This window comes from Actinophytocola sp. KF-1 (assembly GCF_054661535.1).
This window is the reverse complement of sequence record NZ_BAAFVK010000002.1, coordinates 910,946-925,676: the sequence shown is the minus strand read 5'-3', so window position 1 is coordinate 925,676 and position 14,731 is coordinate 910,946. Positions and strand designations below refer to the sequence as shown.

Here is a 14,731-nt window from a genome sequence, read left to right as displayed (position 1 = left end):
CGACCTACCGCTCGTCTGGACGTCGCTGCTCGTGGGCGCGATCCCGCGCCAGGGCAAAACGTTCGCCGCCCGGCTCGCCGCAGTCGGCCTGATCCTCGACCCCCACACCCGGCTGTATGTGGCGGACTTCAAGGCCGGGAAGGACTGGGACGCCGCTGCGAAGGTGGCGCACCGGTTCATGTCCGGCGACGAACCCTCACATGTGCTCGCACTCGTCGGCTGGCTCGTCGAGCTGGTCGGTGAGGTGCAGGGCCGCTACCGGCGCATGCGCGATCTCGACGACACCATCTGCCCAGAGTCGAAGATCACTCCGGCGATGTCCCGGGACACTGCGTTGAACATGCCGATCACGGCCGTGTTCCTCGACGAGGTCCAAGTGCCTCTGGAGGATCGGACGCCGGTCGAGGTGGAGGGCAAGAAGCTCACGGCAGGCGAGTACGTGGGCGAGCTGCTCACCTGGTTGGCGAAGAAGGGACCGGCGGCCGGGATCGTGCTGGTGCTCGCCACCCAGCGGCCAGACTCCAAGACCATCCCGAGTGGACTCCGGGCCGTTCTGGGGTCGAGGTTCGCGCTGCGGGTCATGGACTGGCGCGACAGCAACATCGTCCTCGGCGAACAGATGAACACCCGCGGCTACGACAGCAGCCGCCTGCTCGCCTCCCACAAGGGCGTGGGCATCCTCCGACCCGACGGTGAGACACAAGCCGGAGCCGACGTGCTCGCGCTGACCGTGCGCACCTACTACATGCCCAACGAGGACTGGCACGAACTGTGCCGACGCGGGCGCGCGCTCCGCGAGGCGGCCGGAACACTCACCGGGCACGCGGCCGGACAGGACACCACACCCGAACTGGATCACGCCACCGTGGCACGAGCGATCGGTGCGGGACAGCGTCCGCCCGAGCGTCGGCCGGTGTTGCCGGAACCCTTGGTGTCGGTCGTGGCCTACCTCGGAGACGACCTCGACGACCGCGAGTTCATCCCCACCGCCGAACTCGTCGAGGCACTCGACGTGGAACCGAACTCGTTCGGCCGCGCCATGGCCGACCTCGGCTGCCCCTCCACACGCGACCGCATCACCAACAACGACGGCGAGACGCGCCGGGTCCGCGGCTACCGGACAGCCGACATCAGGGCCGCGATCCTCGCCGAGCAGACGTGACACCAGCCGTCCCGGTGCCGTCCCACAGCGGGGCCTGCCGTCCCCCACGGCGGGACAGCACTGGATGGCGGTTGACCTGGGGAAACGTCGAAGGGGACGGCTGGGACGGCACATCACCGTCACGTCCCAGCCGTCCCCGTCTGCGCCCCGGCCCCTCTTCGAGACAGTGCCGGGCACAAGCCGTCCCGCCTGCCTATGTCCCAGCGAGTTCAGCAATGGGGATGATCGTGCAGTCACGTAGCTGGCGCACCAGGCTCACCGCGCGCACCCACCGGATCGCCGGGTCGTCGAACGCCACCACAGCCTCACCGACCGGAACCGGTCCACGGCTACCGGCCCGGTACAGACCGCCGTGCACTCCCGCGATCGGATAGGTACGAGCACGGACCACCACAGCCCTGGTCCGCAGCGCGGGACACAACCGCACCGACAAACCGACGCACGGCACACACACGGGTGGCTCGGTCATCCCCATACCGTCGGGCCACGACGGCCAGTCCTCCCGGTGATCGGTCATCAGCCACAACACCCCGCCCTCGGTGCGGTCAGCCGGACCAGCACACACCTGGCACAACAAACGCTGCATCGCCCGCCGCTGCCGCGCCGGGTGCACCCGCCCGAACACCGGCCGACCCTCACCCGGCCGAAACGGCGTCCGGAACCACAACACACCCCGCCGATCCCGATCCGCCACCACCTCATCCCGGTACCCCACTCCGCCACCCAGACGCTCAACCATCTCCACCGGCGGGTCCTGCTCTGCACTCCACGCAGTGACATACGGCGCGATCACCCGCCGTCGACCAGCCTCCGTACCCGGGTGACCCGGCATATCGGGAACGATCACCGACCCGCCCATCACGCACGTGCCTCACTGTCGAAGTCACCCGTCTGGTCGGGAACGAACTTCGCGAGATAGTCCACAAGCTCCGACCGCGAGCAGCCGACAACGTCCGCCAACTCCGTCACCGCCGACGCAGCCACCTCGACGACCCCGGACGGATGCCGCACCAACTTGTTGTTCGCCCAGGACACCAACGGCAGGAACTTCTCGTCCGGCTCGGACACCAACCACCGAACGTCCACCTGAAGCGCCAAGTTCTCCACATGGACCCGCACACGCTGAAGCGCCCGGCCCAGCAACACCGGAGCAGCCGCCCCGAGCGCCTGACAAACCTCCACAAACCGCAGCAACGTCAGATGACGAGTGCCGTGCTCATACGAAAGCAGCGCGCGAGCACCAATACCCGACGGCAAACGGGAAACCAACTGCTCACGTGACCACCCTCTCGCTTCCCGAGCGAGACGCAACTCCGCACCCACCGCCCGCTGAACGATCGCGTCTGTCTCAGTATCTCGGCTCTGAGGCCCGCTCTCTTGCTCCGCCGATTCAGCCGTGCACCGCGTATCCATCGGTCAGGAAGCAATCGCATCCGTGTGCTCATCGGCGGCGAACGCGTCCATCTTCTCCAACGCTTCTGAGCCGAGTTGCACCAACGCGCGCAGCGCCTCCCGGTGTGTCACGAAGTCGAACGATCGACTGGGTGGCCACCCGAACACGATCTCTGCCTCGTCAGAGCTTTGCACCGAGATCGCCACGGGACAGCCTTCTTTGATGATCACGTACGCATTCACGAACAAGCTCTCTCCGAGCATCACATCTCCTCTGTTGGTGTTGCGTCTTCTTCGCACTGCTGCTGACGCCGCTGGGCGCGCGCACGTATGGCGTCCCCCGCCGCGGCCACGCTGTCGGCAAGCGCCAGTTCGTCCGCGATGCTGACGGCGTCTGCTTGACCGGCTCCCGCGTCGAGCAGCCGCAACACGTAGCGAACAAGCTGGGCGTTGATCACGGTCAGCTCACGCATCAACGGCTCGTCCGGGTCCACGGTCCGATCAGACGGAGAGACGGAATTCATCACGGCCCACCGACCGCCCGCGTCCGAGAGAGGACTGACCTGTCGACGGCCATCTCGACACCCCTGTTCTTTATCTCCACCTGTGGATACGACCGGTCTGTCGTCCGGCAGGCGCGGTCGTGTAAGACTGAAATCAACCCTGGCATCATCCCGTCAGGTAGGGAACGACATGGGGGCGCCACAGCGGCGTCACAAATGTGACGTATCCGAGAGGACGAGGAATGAACTGGCGTGACGGCAGCGGACCATCCGCACGAACTGTCCTCGAACAGAGGATCCGGGAGCGACGGCTCACCCTTCGTGAGTTCGTCGAATTCGTCGAGACGTTCGCCCGCCAGCACAACGAACCCGGCACCTTGAGCTTCCGGCATCTACAACGCCTCGTCGCCGGGAGGCAACCCGATGGAGCGCCACTCGGACCACCGCGACCGGCGACGGCACGCCTGCTCGAACGAATCTTCAACATGAGCATTGACGACCTACTAGCACCGCCTGCAATGGGCCAACTACCGCGCATCGGTGCCCACCATCTCAACCATCCGCACCCGTTGACCGTTGCCATTGCTGTGGTGACCAATGGGCAGGAGGTTCTGGTGGTATGCCGGAGGAGCACTGACGATTCCGGAATCACCTGGCAGTTCCCCGCCGGCATGGTCAAGCCAGGGACACACCCTCGTCACGTTGCGATACGAGAAACGCTCCGTGAGACCGGCGTTCACTGCTCCGCTTCCGAGCAACTTGGCCGCCGAGTGCACCCCATTACGAACGTGATCTGCGAGTACTGGCTGTGCGACTACGTCGCCGGTGAAGCAACCAACATCGACGCCGATGAGAACATCAGCGTTACCTGGATCAGCAAAGACAAGTTGCTCAGGATCATTCCCAGCGACCAGGTATTCCCGCCGGTGCTGGAAGTACTTGAGCTAGCTACGCTCTGAGGGTTTCACCGCGCGTTTGGGCAGCCGTGACCCCAGGATCTCGGCGGCCTTACGGTCCGCTGCGGCCACCCACGCGGCATAGACGCGCAGAGTCGTTGCCCCTCCCCCACCGTGGCCGAGCCGTCCGGCAACAGTGCGGAGGTCCACGCCAGCCGTCAGCAGTTCCGTGGCCGAGAAGTGCCGCAGCGCGTGAATGTGGGTGTTGATGCCGAGCTTCTCGGCCATGCGCTTGTACCGGCGCGAGATCGCGTCCGGTGAGTACGGCTGCGTGGCGTCCTTCGGACTCCCATACGTCCGCGTCACCGCGTCGAACTTGCGGTCACTCATGAACACGTACATGTCGTCGGTCAACGTCACGTCGACCTTCGCCAACTCGTCCCGCGACCATGCCTTGTGCGCGCGGAGTAGCGCGACCGTTTCGGAGTCGAGCGCCACCCGCCGCATCTGGTGCGTCTTCGTGCTCTTGACCTTGCCCTTGCCGTTGACCTCGACGTAGCTGGACCGGATCTCGATGATTTCCTCGTCCAGCTTGACGTTGAACCACCGGAGACCTGCCACTTCAGCACGGCGCATGCCTGTGGTCATGACGAGCCACACGAGCATGCCCCAGTCGTCACCCAGCTCGAATGCGCGCTCGGCGAGCCGAGCAGCATCGGCGGGTGACGGCGGATCAGGCTGAGGCGGCGTCTGCTTCGGTCGCTTCGCCAGTTTCGCGGGGTTGGAATCGATCCAACCCCAACGAGCAGCGGCATCCAGTGCGCTGCTCATTATCGAGTGGATCTGGCGCACGGTCGACGCGGCCATCGGATCACATTCGTGCACGACACACTGTGCCTCGGCGCAGTCGTGATCGCCGTCTTTTTTGTGCCTCTCGACGTACGGTTTGCCGTCACAACGGGCACGACACCTGCGCAGCTCCGAATAGAGGCTCTCCAGGTCACGGGTGCCGATTTTGTTCACGGCCATGTGACCCAACGCTGGTTTGATGACGCGGTTGATGTAGCCCAGGTATCCGTGACGCGTGGTGTCTTCCAGGTCGGCTTTCCTGAACCACTCGTCGATCGCATAACCGAAGTTCACCGACGTGGACGCGTTGCGCTGTTTCAGGACCTCGGCGATGAACTCCGTGCGCTTGTTGCGCGCCTTCTTCCAGGCCGCATCGTCGTTGCCACGGATCGTTTCCCGCTTGTACGTCCGCTTGCCGGTCACGGGGTCCAGTCCGGCGTAGACCACCACGCGGAGGTTGCCTCCGCGCTCCTCGATACGGCCCTGCTGGCGGCCGTCTGGGCGCACGCTAGCCATGCGTCCCAGTGTACTCGCACCCTGAGACGCACCCAATGATCAAGTTAGAGCGCACCCAACCCACGATAAGTGCTGGTCAGGTCCAGTGGGGCGGGTGGGGCTCGAACCCACGGCCAAGGGATTATGAGTCCCCTGCTCTAACCGACTGAGCTACCGCCCCCAGTGAACGGTGTGTGCGAAGAGGTTACTTGCCGTCGCAAGAGAGCCAGTCGTCGACCTCACTCAGCAGCGTGTTCTTCAACTCGGCGGGTGCCGCGGACGCGCGGATGCCACCCGCTGCGACGGCGGCCAGCTCCGCGTCGGTGAGCCCGAGCACGTCCCGGCAGATCTCGTACTGCCCCGCCAGCCCGACGCCGAACAGCAGCGGGTCGTCGGTCGACAGCGCGACGGGCACCCCGGCCGACAGGAACGCCCGCACGGGAATCGCCGGCAGTTCGTGCACGCCGAACGGCGGGTAGGACGTGGGGCAGATCTCCACGGCCACCTGGCGTTCCGCCAGCAGTGCGACCACGGCCGGGTCGCGCACCGCGGACGTTCCGTGCCCGATCCGGGACGCGCCGAGCAGCTCCACACAGGAACGCACGTGCGCGGCCGGTGTGTAGAACCCCGAGTGGGGTGCCCCCAGCAGCCCGGCGTCGGCGGCGATGCGGAACGCCGGGGTGAAGTCACCGACGGTCACGCCCCGCTCGTCGTTGGAGAGGCCGAACCCGACGACCCCGTGCGCCGCGTACCGGGCGGCCAGCCGGGCGAGGGTCTCCGCGTGCGCGGGTGGGCGCTGCCAGCTGGACGCGACGAGCACGCCGACGGGGATGGGCGCGGCGGCGGCCCCGGCGAGGACCGCCTCCAGCACCGGTTCGAGCCCACCGAACACCGGTGCGTACGAGGTGGGGTCGACCTGGATCTCCAGCCACCGGCAGCCGTCGGCGGCGTCGTCGGCCGCGGCTTCGGCGATGACGCGTGCGATGTCGGCCGGTGTTCGCAGGGTCGCGCGGGACGCGTCGTAGCGGTCCTGGAAGGCCGCCCACGTCCCGGCAGCGGCAGGGAGTGGCGGGGGCACCGTGACGCCGTGGCGGCCGGCCAGCTCGACGAGCGTGGCCGGCCGCATGGCACCGGTCAGGTGCAGGTGGAGCTGCGCCTTCGGCAGCCCCCGCGGGTCACGACGGGGTGTAGGCAGGCTCACGCCGGCCGTTGCTCTGCTGGGCCGCCGTCTTGCTCTTGTTGCCGAGACCGGTCTTCTCGCCGACCTTCGCCCGCGCGACCCCTGCCGCACCCTGCACAGCCGGGTGGTCGGCGATCTTGCGATAGGTCCGCATGATCTGGTCGTAGCGGCCACGGCCTGCCTTCGCCCCCAGCACGTACCCGACCGCGGCGCCCAGGATGAACGCCTTCATGTGTCCTCGCCTCCCATGGCTCGACCTGCTGTTTCACCTCCATCTTCCCCTACCGGCGCCACGATCGCCGGGTGGCGCGAAACCCCGTTCGGGGCATGCGCTAGAGTTAGCTCTCGCCGGACGGGGTCCGGCAGGCGATCCTCCATAGCTCAATTGGCAGAGCATTCGACTGTTAATCGAAGGGTTGCTGGTTCGAGTCCAGCTGGAGGAGCTTCCCGCCCCAGGTCACGCACCTGGGGCGTTTTTGTGTTGGTGGACCCGGTGTACTCCCTGGAATTGACAACGCACTGTCTAGGGAGCACAGTTGGGGTATGACCACTCCCCAGCGCCGTCGTCCCTCGAAGGCCGACCGCACACTCGAACAGCTGATCAAGGACCTCACCGCCCTCCGCGAACTCGACCCCGTCGAGCGCGCCCGCGAGGCCAAGGGCCTGATCGAGGTCACCAAGGCCGTGCTCTCCCACGAACGCCGCCACGCGCTCCTCGAGGCCAACACCACCGGCCCGGAGCCCATCGGCGCGTCCGAGCTCGCACGCAGGCTGGGTGTCGCCCGCAGCCGGATCACCGATGCGATCGCCCTCGCCCGCGCCGAGGTGGCGGGCAAGGCCTGAGCCGCACGTGTGACCTTCGTGCGGCACCCGGGTGATGTGCCGCGATCGGCATGAACTCCCTGCGTGTTCGCGCCGTTATCCTCGGTGAGCGACCGAGGAGGAGCGCGCATGCTCGTACTCGACTACTCCGAGGGCAAGCCGGGCGCCGCCGCGATCAAGCGGGCCGGGTACGGCGGGGCCGTGCGGTACATCGGGTTCCCCTCCCGGGTGAAGTGCACCGACGCGGCTGAGCTGGCCGACTTCACCAGGCACGGCCTCGGCATGGCGCTGGTCTACGAGGACCACACCGAGGACTGGCTCGGCGGGTTCGCACGGGGCCGCGAGGCGGGCTCCCGTGCCCGCGCCCACGCCAACCGGATCGGCTTCCCCCGCGACCGGCCGATCTATGTCGCGGTCGACCGGGACGTGGTGACCAGCGGCGAGTTCGCCACGATGGTCGAGTACGTCCGCGGCGCGTCGCAGACGCTCGGCGGGATCCGGGTGACCGGCGTGTACGGCGAGTACGACGTGTGCGTCCGCGTGCAGCGGGCCGGGGTCGCGCGCTGGTTCTGGCAGAGCCGCGCGTGGTCCGGCACTCCCCCGCGGCTCTTCCCCGGCAGGCACCTGTTCCAGCGGGCAGGGCTCGTCGAGGTCAACGGGATCGGCTGCGACATCAACGACGTGCTCCAGCGCGACTGGGGCCAGCACACGGAGGACGACATGCAGCTCACCGACCGCGTGGACTGGGACCGGATCAACGCGCTGGGGCCGGACTTCCTCGGCCACAAGATCCTCGGCACGTGGCAGCACGCGGTCGCGAGCCGGGCACTGGCGACGCAGATCCTCGCCGTGGTCACCTCCGACCCGGACATCACGGTGGCGCGGCTGGACGAGTCGGTGGACAGGGCGATCGCCGCGCACGTGCCGTCCCCCGAGGAGATCGCCGCCGCGCAGCGGGACCTCCTCGAGGAGGCGGTGCGGGAGGTCGTCCCGGCCGACCAGGCCGAGCAGATCCTCAGGAAGATCGCCGAGAAGCTCAGCGCCACGCCGGAATAGCGACCGCCCGGTACTCGACGTCCGGCCCCGGCGTCGTGCCGAAACGGGCGTTCGGCAGGTACAGCCGGTGCCCGAACCTCGCGACCGTGGTCGGCACGTCGAACCGCTCGTCGGTCAGCGTGGTCGCGAGCCGCGCGCTCGTGGCGTGGCGGTCGAGGTGCAGCACCGCGACGGTGTTCAGCCGGTTCTGCACGACGTACAGGGTCCGCCCGGACAGCAGCAGGCCGTCGCCGCCTGCGAGCGTGTAGTCGAGCGCGACCTGGGTCGACCGGCCGTCGAAGCCCACCCGGAACAGCTTGCCGGCGCTGGACTGCACCACCAGCAGCGCGGTGCCGTCGGGCGTGGGCGCGATGCCGTTGGCGTTGAAGCCCGTGGTGTAGACGAGGTCGCCGGTGATCGGGACGGTCGTCACGGTGCCCCGGGTGAGCCGGTACAGCTGCTGGTTCACCGAGTCCGTGAACCAGGCCGAGCCGCCTGCCAGCGCCACGTCGTTCACGAACGCGGCCGCCGTGGTCAGCTGGTGGGACGCGAGCACGGCGCCGGTGCGCGTGTCGACCACGCGCGCGTTCCCGGCGGCGCCACCCGCGACGTACAGACGCCCCGTGGCGTCCGTCTTCATGCCCACCGACGGCGTGCCGGGTCCTTCGCTGATCACCCGCCCCCGGCCGGTCCGCAGGTCGGCCCGGTAGATGTCGCCGTCGGCCAGCGACCCGAAGTAGGCCACCGGGCCGGGGCCGATCGCGATGCCCTCCGGCTGGAAGCCGTCCGGCAGGTCGATGGTGGCGGGGAAGGCCGGGGCCGCGGCGGCGGCGACACCGGGCGAGAACACGAGCAGGGCGGCCAGTACAACACCAACGCGTCGAAACATCGGAGAGGTCCTCTGCGTGGGAGACAGGGTCATCCCGGCTTACGCATACCGGACGCGGCGGGTTCAGCGGTCAGCCGGAGCACGTCCATCGCCGCCTGCGTGAACACGGCACGCATCTCGTCGTCGGTGAACTCGCCGTCGTCCTGGTAGGTCGCGGAGGAGAGGACCGCGCCGAGGACCTCCATCGCGGCGATGGCACGCAGCCGGTCGGCGGACGTCGGCGCCGGTCCGGCGAGCCACGTGACGAGCCGCTTCCCGAGGGCCATCATGTCGTCCCACAGCGAGCCGAGCACCACGGCCACCCCGGCAGCGTCGCGCTGGAAGATCCCGGCCACCGAACGGTTGCGCAGGAACACGTCCAGGCACTGCTCCACCACCGACCGCACGGTGCCGGGGCTGCGCTCGAGCCCGGCCGTGTCGTCGACGATCGACCGCCAGCCCGTGATGACGGGCTCCACGACCGCGAGCAGGAGCGCCTGCTTGGACGGGTAGTGGTAGTACAGCGACGCCTTCGTCAGCCCGACACGTTCGGCGATCTCCCGCAGGCTGGTCTGCTCGAACCCCTTGGTCGAGAACAGCTCGAGGGCAACCGCACGAATCGTCTCGCGGGTGTCCCCGTCCATCCGCGTTCCTCCTCAGCAGTTTCTCAGCCCGCTCACGTTAGCGTTCGCCCGGCTGAGACCCGCACACGATCTTACCTACCGGGCGGCAGGTAGACTGACCCGCGGATCTGAGGGGCGGCATCGGAAGGGGAGGCAAGATGTTCGAACGACTGGGGCGCCTGGTCGTGCACAACCCGTGGAAAGTGATCGCGGGGTGGTTGCTGATCACCGTGGCGATCGTGGCGTTCGCGCCGACGCTCGGCGACGTCACCACCCGCGACCAGGCCAACTTCCTGCCCGCGGACTACGAGTCCGTGCAGGCGGGCAAACTGGCCGAGCAGTCGTTCGGGCGGGCCGACCAGGCCAGCGCGACGATCGTGGTCAAGCGGAAGGACAGCCAGGCGCTGTCCGAGGGCGACCGCACCGCGATCGGGGCGCTCGCCGAGGACATCACCGACGCGGGGATCGACCGGGTCAAGGGGGCGATGACCGGCGACCAGCTCGTGTCGCCCAAGAAGAACGTGCAGCTGGTGAGCGTCGGCCTGGAAGGCGTGGGGGACGACCCCAAGCTCGTCGACGCGATCAAGGAGATCCGGGAACGGGCCACCGACGGGCTCGCCGGCACGGACCTGGAGTACGCGGTCACCGGTGACGTCGCGATGTTCGCCGACAACGCCAGCGCGTTCGACACCGCGCTGGTGATCGTCGGCGCCGCCACGATCGTCCTGATCATCGGCCTGCTGCTGCTGATCTACCGGAGCCCGGTCGCCGCGCTGCTGCCGATCGTCACGGTCGGCGTGGTCAGCGCGATCGCGCCGGGCGTGGTCGCGTGGCTGGCGCAGGCCTTCGACTTCCAGGTCGACCAGTCGGTGCAGATCGTGATGACGATCGTGTTGTACGGCGTCGGCACCGACTACATCGTGTTCCTGCTGTTCCGGTACCGCGAACGGCTGCGGGCCGGCGACGACCCGAAGACCGCGCTCGTCGCCGCGGTGGCCAGGGTCGGCGAGGTGATCGCGTCCGCGGCGGCGGCCATCGTGATCGCGTTCATGGCGTTGCTGCTGGCGGTGTTCGGCGCGTTCACGAGCTTCGGCCCGGGCCTGTCGATCGCGGTCGTGCTGATGGCGATCGCCGCGGTCACGCTGGTGCCCGCCGTCGTGTCCCTGTTGGGCACCAAGGTGTTCTGGCCGTCGAAGTCCTGGCAGCGCACGCCGAAGGGCACGGTGTTCCAGCGGCTCGGCGCGTTCACCGGCCGCCGTCCCGGCGTCGTCGCGGTCGCGTCCGGTGGCGTGATGGTGGTGCTGGCGCTGGGCATGCTCGGGTTCAACACCGACTACGACCAGACCGGTCAGCTGCCGAGCGACACCGAGTCCGCGCGTGGCCTGGAGTTCATGGAGCTCGGGTTCCCGTCCGGCGCGCTGAACCCGACGTCGGTGTACGTGCGGGCGGACAGCGGCACGCTCGACGAGCAGGAGCTCGCCGCGTACGCGAAGAAGCTGGACGACGTGCCCGGGGTCGGTGGCGTGATGCCGAGCCCGACCGGGCAGCCCGCCACGCTGAACGAAGAGCGGAACATCGCCAAGATCGACCTGTTGCTCGACACGAGCCCGTACGCGAACGCCTCGCTCGACCTGGTGGACGGGCCGCTCCGCGACGTGGCGCACGCGCAGGCACCGCCCGGCAGCGAGGCCAAGGTCGGCGGCCTGACCTCGGCGTTCGCCGACATCCGGGACGCCAACAACCGGGACCTGTGGGTGATCTTCCCGGTGGCGGGCGTGCTGATCGCGCTGGTGCTGGGGCTGATGCTGCGCAGCGTCGTGGCGCCGGTCTACCTGATGCTGGCCGTGGTCGTCGGGTTCTTCTCGACCATGGGCGCGACCGTGCTGGTGTTCCAGGGCATCGGCGACCGGCCGGGTGTGTCGTTCATGCTGCCGATGCTCGTCTACCTGTTCGTGGTGGCGATCGGCACGGACTACAACATCCTGATGATCGCCCGGTTGCGCGAGGAGGCGAAGCTCGGCAACGACCCGCGCAAGGCCGCGGACCTGGCGGTCGAGCACGGGGGCCCGTCGGTCGGCGCGGCGGGCGTGATCCTCGCGGGCACGTTCGCGTCGATGCTGCTGGCCGGCGTCTCGTTCCTGATGGAGATGGGTTTCGCGGTGTCGGTCGGCATCCTGATCGCGGCGTTCGTGATGTCGATGTTCCTGGTACCGAGCCTCACCGCGTTGCTGGGCCACGCGGCCTGGTGGCCGGGGCACGGCGACCGGGCGCAGACCCCGCCCTCCGGTGAACGGGATCCGGTCACGGTCGGATAGCCACACCCCGCGACGGCCCCTCGTGCCACACCCGGCACGAGGGGCCGTCGCGTGTCAGAAGAACCTCATCTGCCGTCCCTAACGTCCTCCGCGGAGCTCGCCGCAACGGAGGAATCGTGATCACAGCGCTGGGTGCGTCGGACCCGAGGGAGATCGGGCGGTACCGGATCCTGGCCGAGCTGGGCCGGGGCGGGATGGGCCGGGTGCTGCTCGGGACCGGCCCGGACGGGCGGCTGGTCGCCGTCAAGCTGGTGCGCGCGCAGCTGGTCGAGGACGAGGACTTCCGGTCGCGGTTCCGCCGTGAAGTGTCCGCGTCCCGCAAGGTCTCCGGCGCCTACACCGCGGCGGTGGTCGACGCGGACGCCGACGCGCCGGCCCCGTGGCTGGCGTCGGTGTTCGTGCCGGGCCCGTCACTGGCCGACGTGGTCGCGCAGGCGGGCCCGCTGCCCGCCGACGCGGCGCTGCGCCTCGCGGCCGGGCTCGCCGCGGCGCTGGTGGACGTGCACGGCGCGGGGCTGGTGCACCGCGACCTCAAGCCGTCGAACGTGCTGCTGTCCGCGGACGGTCCCCGCGTGATCGACTTCGGCATCGCGCGTGCCGCCGACAGCGAAGGCGGCAGCGAGATCACGCACACCGGCTGGCTGATCGGCTCGCCGGGGTTCATGTCGCCCGAGCAGGCCGAGGGCGGTGCGCTGACCGCGGCGAGCGACGTCTTCTCCCTCGGCTGCGTGCTGTTCTTCGCGTGCACTGGCAAGGGCCCCTTCGCCGGGCCGTCGACCCCGCAGACGCTGTACAACGTGGTGCACGCCCAGCCCGACCTGAGCGCGGTGCCCGAGGAGGTGCGCGCGGTCGTCGAGCGGTGCCTCGCCAAGGACCCGGCAGAACGGCCGACGCCTGCCGCGTTGCTCGCGGACCTCGTGATCACCCCGGCCACCACGCCGTGGCCACCCGCGGTGCAGGACCTGATCACCCGCCAGCAGACCGAGGTCGCCGCCCTCCTGGCGCCGCCCGCCGAGGACGAGACCGTCGCCATCCCGCACGACCCGGCGACCGTGGCCGTCACCCGGCACCTGCCGCCCGTCGCGCCGGTCGCGCGCCCGGCCACCCCGGCCTCGGCGATCTGGACCGCAGCGGCCGGGTTCGTGGTCCTCGCCGGCCTCGTCGTGTGGGCGCTGTGGCCCGCCCCGGACGCCGGAAGCGGCAGCGACACGGGTTCGTCGTCGGCGTACACCACCGAGGACACCCCGGTCTTCGACTACAGCGACGACACCACGGACACCACGACCGAGGAGGAGACGACCACCGAGACCACCACGGAAGAGGAGCCGTACACGCCGACCACGGAGGAGACCGAGGACCTCCTCAGCGTCTACGACGCCGAACCGGGCGACTGCGCGTGGGCCGAGGACCCGGACACCGCGTGGGAGGTCGTCCCGTGCGCGGACTACGTGTTCGAGGTCGTGACCGTCCTCCACGGCACGACCACCCCCGACGACTGCGGTGACGACGTGCGGATCCGCCTCACCTCCTACCAGGAGGACGCCGATCCGGACCTGTCCACGCGGGTGTGCATGACCTTCCGCTACGGCAACGACGGCGCCTTCGCCAGGATGAACAACTGCCTCGTGCTGGTCGGCTCCGGCGACGACACGAACCCCATGTTCGCCGACTGCGACAACGCGACCCACTACGTGTCCGGCTTCGACCCCGACACGTTCGACCCGAGCTTCTGCGGCACCGACGGCTGGCACGGCTGGGAGGACAGGGGCGCCTGGGGCGAGTACCTGAACTACACCATCTGCCTGCGCCACCTCTAGCGCGTCGTCAGGGCAGCCGCGCCACCACGAACACGCGCCGGAACGGGAACCACGTCGTGCCGTCCGCCCGCTGCGGGTACTCGGCACGCAGCACCGGCGCCAGCTCCGCGCGGAACTCCGCCCAGTCCGCATCGGCCAGTGCGGTCCTGATCGGCCGCAGCGCCGTGCCTGTCACCCACTCCAGCACGGGGTCGTCGCCGGTCAGCCGCTGCAGGTAGGTGGTCTCCCACGCGTCGACGGCGCAACCGGCGTCCGAGAGCAGGCTCGCGTAGCCCTCGGGGTCGAGCACCGCGTCGTCCTCGCGCAGCGCGACCGACTCGAGACGGTCCCGCCACCGCGGCGACGCGGCCAGCTCACGCACCCGCACGTGGGACGGCGCCCCGAAGTTGCCCGGTACCTGGAACGCCAGCCACGCCCCGTGCGGCAGCCGCTTCACCCAGCGGGTCAGGAGTTCCTCGTGCCCGGGCACCCACTGCAGCACCGCGTTCGACACGACCACGTCGGTATCCGGGGCGGGCTGCCAGTCCCGCACGTCCAGCACGGTCGCGTCGATTCCCCGCTCCCGCGCGGCCGCGACCATCTCCGGTGACGAGTCCGACGCCTCGACCGCCGCCGAGGGCCACCGCCCGGCGAGCGTCTCGGTCAGGTTGCCGGGACCGCAGCCCAGGTCGACGACCCGGCGCGGCGCCTCCGCGGAGATCCGGCCGACCAGGTCGAAGAACGGGCGCGAGCGGTGGTCGGCGAACGCGAGGTACTTCGAGGGATCCCACACAG

General features: G+C 69.2%; 15 protein-coding genes, 2 tRNA genes and 1 pseudogene. 7 read left to right on the top strand and 11 right to left on the bottom strand.

What is annotated here, in order from left to right; genetic code table 11:
• Positions 1–1,162, top strand: a pseudogene (locus ACYQ77_RS10275) (cell division protein FtsK); the annotation flags it as partial.
• Between the two features lie 193 nt (positions 1,163–1,355).
• Here ACYQ77_RS10275 and ACYQ77_RS10270 read toward each other — a convergent pair.
• From ACYQ77_RS10270 to ACYQ77_RS10255, 4 genes are all read right to left on the bottom strand, one after another.
• Positions 1,356–1,907, bottom strand: coding sequence for a hypothetical protein (locus tag ACYQ77_RS10270; protein WP_459709728.1), 552 nt, complete (start codon positions 1,905–1,907; stop codon positions 1,356–1,358).
• A 113-nt stretch (positions 1,908–2,020) separates the two neighbouring features.
• Entirely contained in the window at positions 2,021–2,485 is a 465-nt protein-coding gene (locus ACYQ77_RS10265; RefSeq protein ID WP_459709726.1) for a helix-turn-helix domain-containing protein, read from the bottom strand.
• A gap of 93 nt (positions 2,486–2,578) precedes the next feature.
• Entirely contained in the window at positions 2,579–2,818 is a 240-nt protein-coding gene (locus ACYQ77_RS10260; RefSeq protein WP_459709725.1) for a hypothetical protein, read from the bottom strand.
• Positions 2,818–3,048, bottom strand: a complete 231-nt coding sequence (locus tag ACYQ77_RS10255; protein WP_459709723.1) for a hypothetical protein — start codon at positions 3,046–3,048, stop codon at positions 2,818–2,820. The genes ACYQ77_RS10260 and ACYQ77_RS10255 overlap by 1 nt, the downstream gene beginning before the upstream one ends.
• Before the next feature lie 251 nt (positions 3,049–3,299).
• On the opposite strand from ACYQ77_RS10255, the gene ACYQ77_RS10250 reads away from it, so the two are divergent.
• Positions 3,300–4,016, top strand: a complete 717-nt coding sequence (locus ACYQ77_RS10250) for an NUDIX hydrolase (protein ID WP_459709721.1) — start codon at positions 3,300–3,302, stop codon at positions 4,014–4,016.
• Here ACYQ77_RS10250 and ACYQ77_RS10245 read toward each other — a convergent pair.
• From ACYQ77_RS10245 to ACYQ77_RS10230, 4 genes are all read right to left on the bottom strand, one after another.
• Positions 4,002–5,318, bottom strand: a complete 1,317-nt coding sequence (locus ACYQ77_RS10245) for a site-specific integrase (RefSeq protein WP_459709719.1) — start codon at positions 5,316–5,318, stop codon at positions 4,002–4,004. The two genes, ACYQ77_RS10250 and ACYQ77_RS10245, sit on opposite strands and share 15 nt — an antisense overlap.
• An 86-nt stretch (positions 5,319–5,404) precedes the next feature.
• Positions 5,405–5,478, bottom strand: a tRNA-Ile gene (locus tag ACYQ77_RS10240).
• A 24-nt stretch (positions 5,479–5,502) separates the two neighbouring features.
• The gene (gene add / locus ACYQ77_RS10235) at positions 5,503–6,498 is read right to left on the bottom strand and encodes an adenosine deaminase (protein WP_459709718.1); all 996 of its coding nucleotides are present in this window, start codon (positions 6,496–6,498) and stop codon (positions 5,503–5,505) included.
• On the bottom strand, positions 6,473–6,709 hold the full coding sequence (locus ACYQ77_RS10230) for a hypothetical protein (RefSeq protein ID WP_459709716.1): 237 nt from the start codon (positions 6,707–6,709) through the stop codon (positions 6,473–6,475). Before ACYQ77_RS10230 ends, add begins: the two co-directional genes overlap by 26 nt.
• A 138-nt stretch (positions 6,710–6,847) precedes the next feature.
• Here ACYQ77_RS10230 and ACYQ77_RS10225 point away from each other — a divergent pair.
• From ACYQ77_RS10225 to ACYQ77_RS10215, 3 genes are all read left to right on the top strand, one after another.
• A tRNA-Asn gene (locus ACYQ77_RS10225) sits at positions 6,848–6,920 on the top strand.
• A gap of 100 nt (positions 6,921–7,020) precedes the next feature.
• Positions 7,021–7,320, top strand: a complete 300-nt coding sequence (locus tag ACYQ77_RS10220) for a hypothetical protein (protein ID WP_459709714.1) — start codon at positions 7,021–7,023, stop codon at positions 7,318–7,320.
• A gap of 108 nt (positions 7,321–7,428) precedes the next feature.
• Positions 7,429–8,355, top strand: coding sequence for a DUF1906 domain-containing protein (locus tag ACYQ77_RS10215; protein WP_459709712.1), 927 nt, complete (start codon positions 7,429–7,431; stop codon positions 8,353–8,355).
• On the opposite strand, the gene ACYQ77_RS10210 is transcribed toward ACYQ77_RS10215, so the two are convergent.
• A complete protein-coding gene (locus ACYQ77_RS10210) occupies positions 8,336–9,223 on the bottom strand; it encodes an SMP-30/gluconolactonase/LRE family protein (RefSeq protein ID WP_459709711.1) in 888 nt (295 codons plus the stop codon). The genes ACYQ77_RS10215 and ACYQ77_RS10210 overlap by 20 nt on opposite strands.
• 29 nt (positions 9,224–9,252) lie before the next feature.
• Positions 9,253–9,846 carry a TetR/AcrR family transcriptional regulator gene (locus ACYQ77_RS10205; RefSeq protein ID WP_459709709.1) on the bottom strand — a complete coding sequence of 198 codons (594 nt, stop codon included), beginning with the start codon at positions 9,844–9,846 and terminating at the stop codon, positions 9,253–9,255.
• Positions 9,847–9,983: 137 nt separating this feature from the next.
• On the opposite strand from ACYQ77_RS10205, the gene ACYQ77_RS10200 reads away from it, so the two are divergent.
• Together ACYQ77_RS10200 and ACYQ77_RS10195 are read left to right on the top strand one after the other, a co-directional pair.
• Positions 9,984–12,140, top strand: coding sequence for an MMPL family transporter (locus ACYQ77_RS10200; RefSeq protein ID WP_459709707.1), 2,157 nt, complete (start codon positions 9,984–9,986; stop codon positions 12,138–12,140).
• Between the two features lie 119 nt (positions 12,141–12,259).
• On the top strand, positions 12,260–13,957 hold the full coding sequence (locus ACYQ77_RS10195; protein WP_459709789.1) for a serine/threonine-protein kinase: 1,698 nt from the start codon (positions 12,260–12,262) through the stop codon (positions 13,955–13,957).
• Positions 13,958–13,964: 7 nt separating this feature from the next.
• Here the strand turns inward: ACYQ77_RS10195 and ACYQ77_RS10190 are convergent, their stop codons facing one another.
• A complete protein-coding gene (locus ACYQ77_RS10190; protein ID WP_459709705.1) occupies positions 13,965–14,729 on the bottom strand; it encodes a trans-aconitate 2-methyltransferase in 765 nt (254 codons plus the stop codon).
• Positions 14,730–14,731 lie beyond the last annotated feature (2 nt).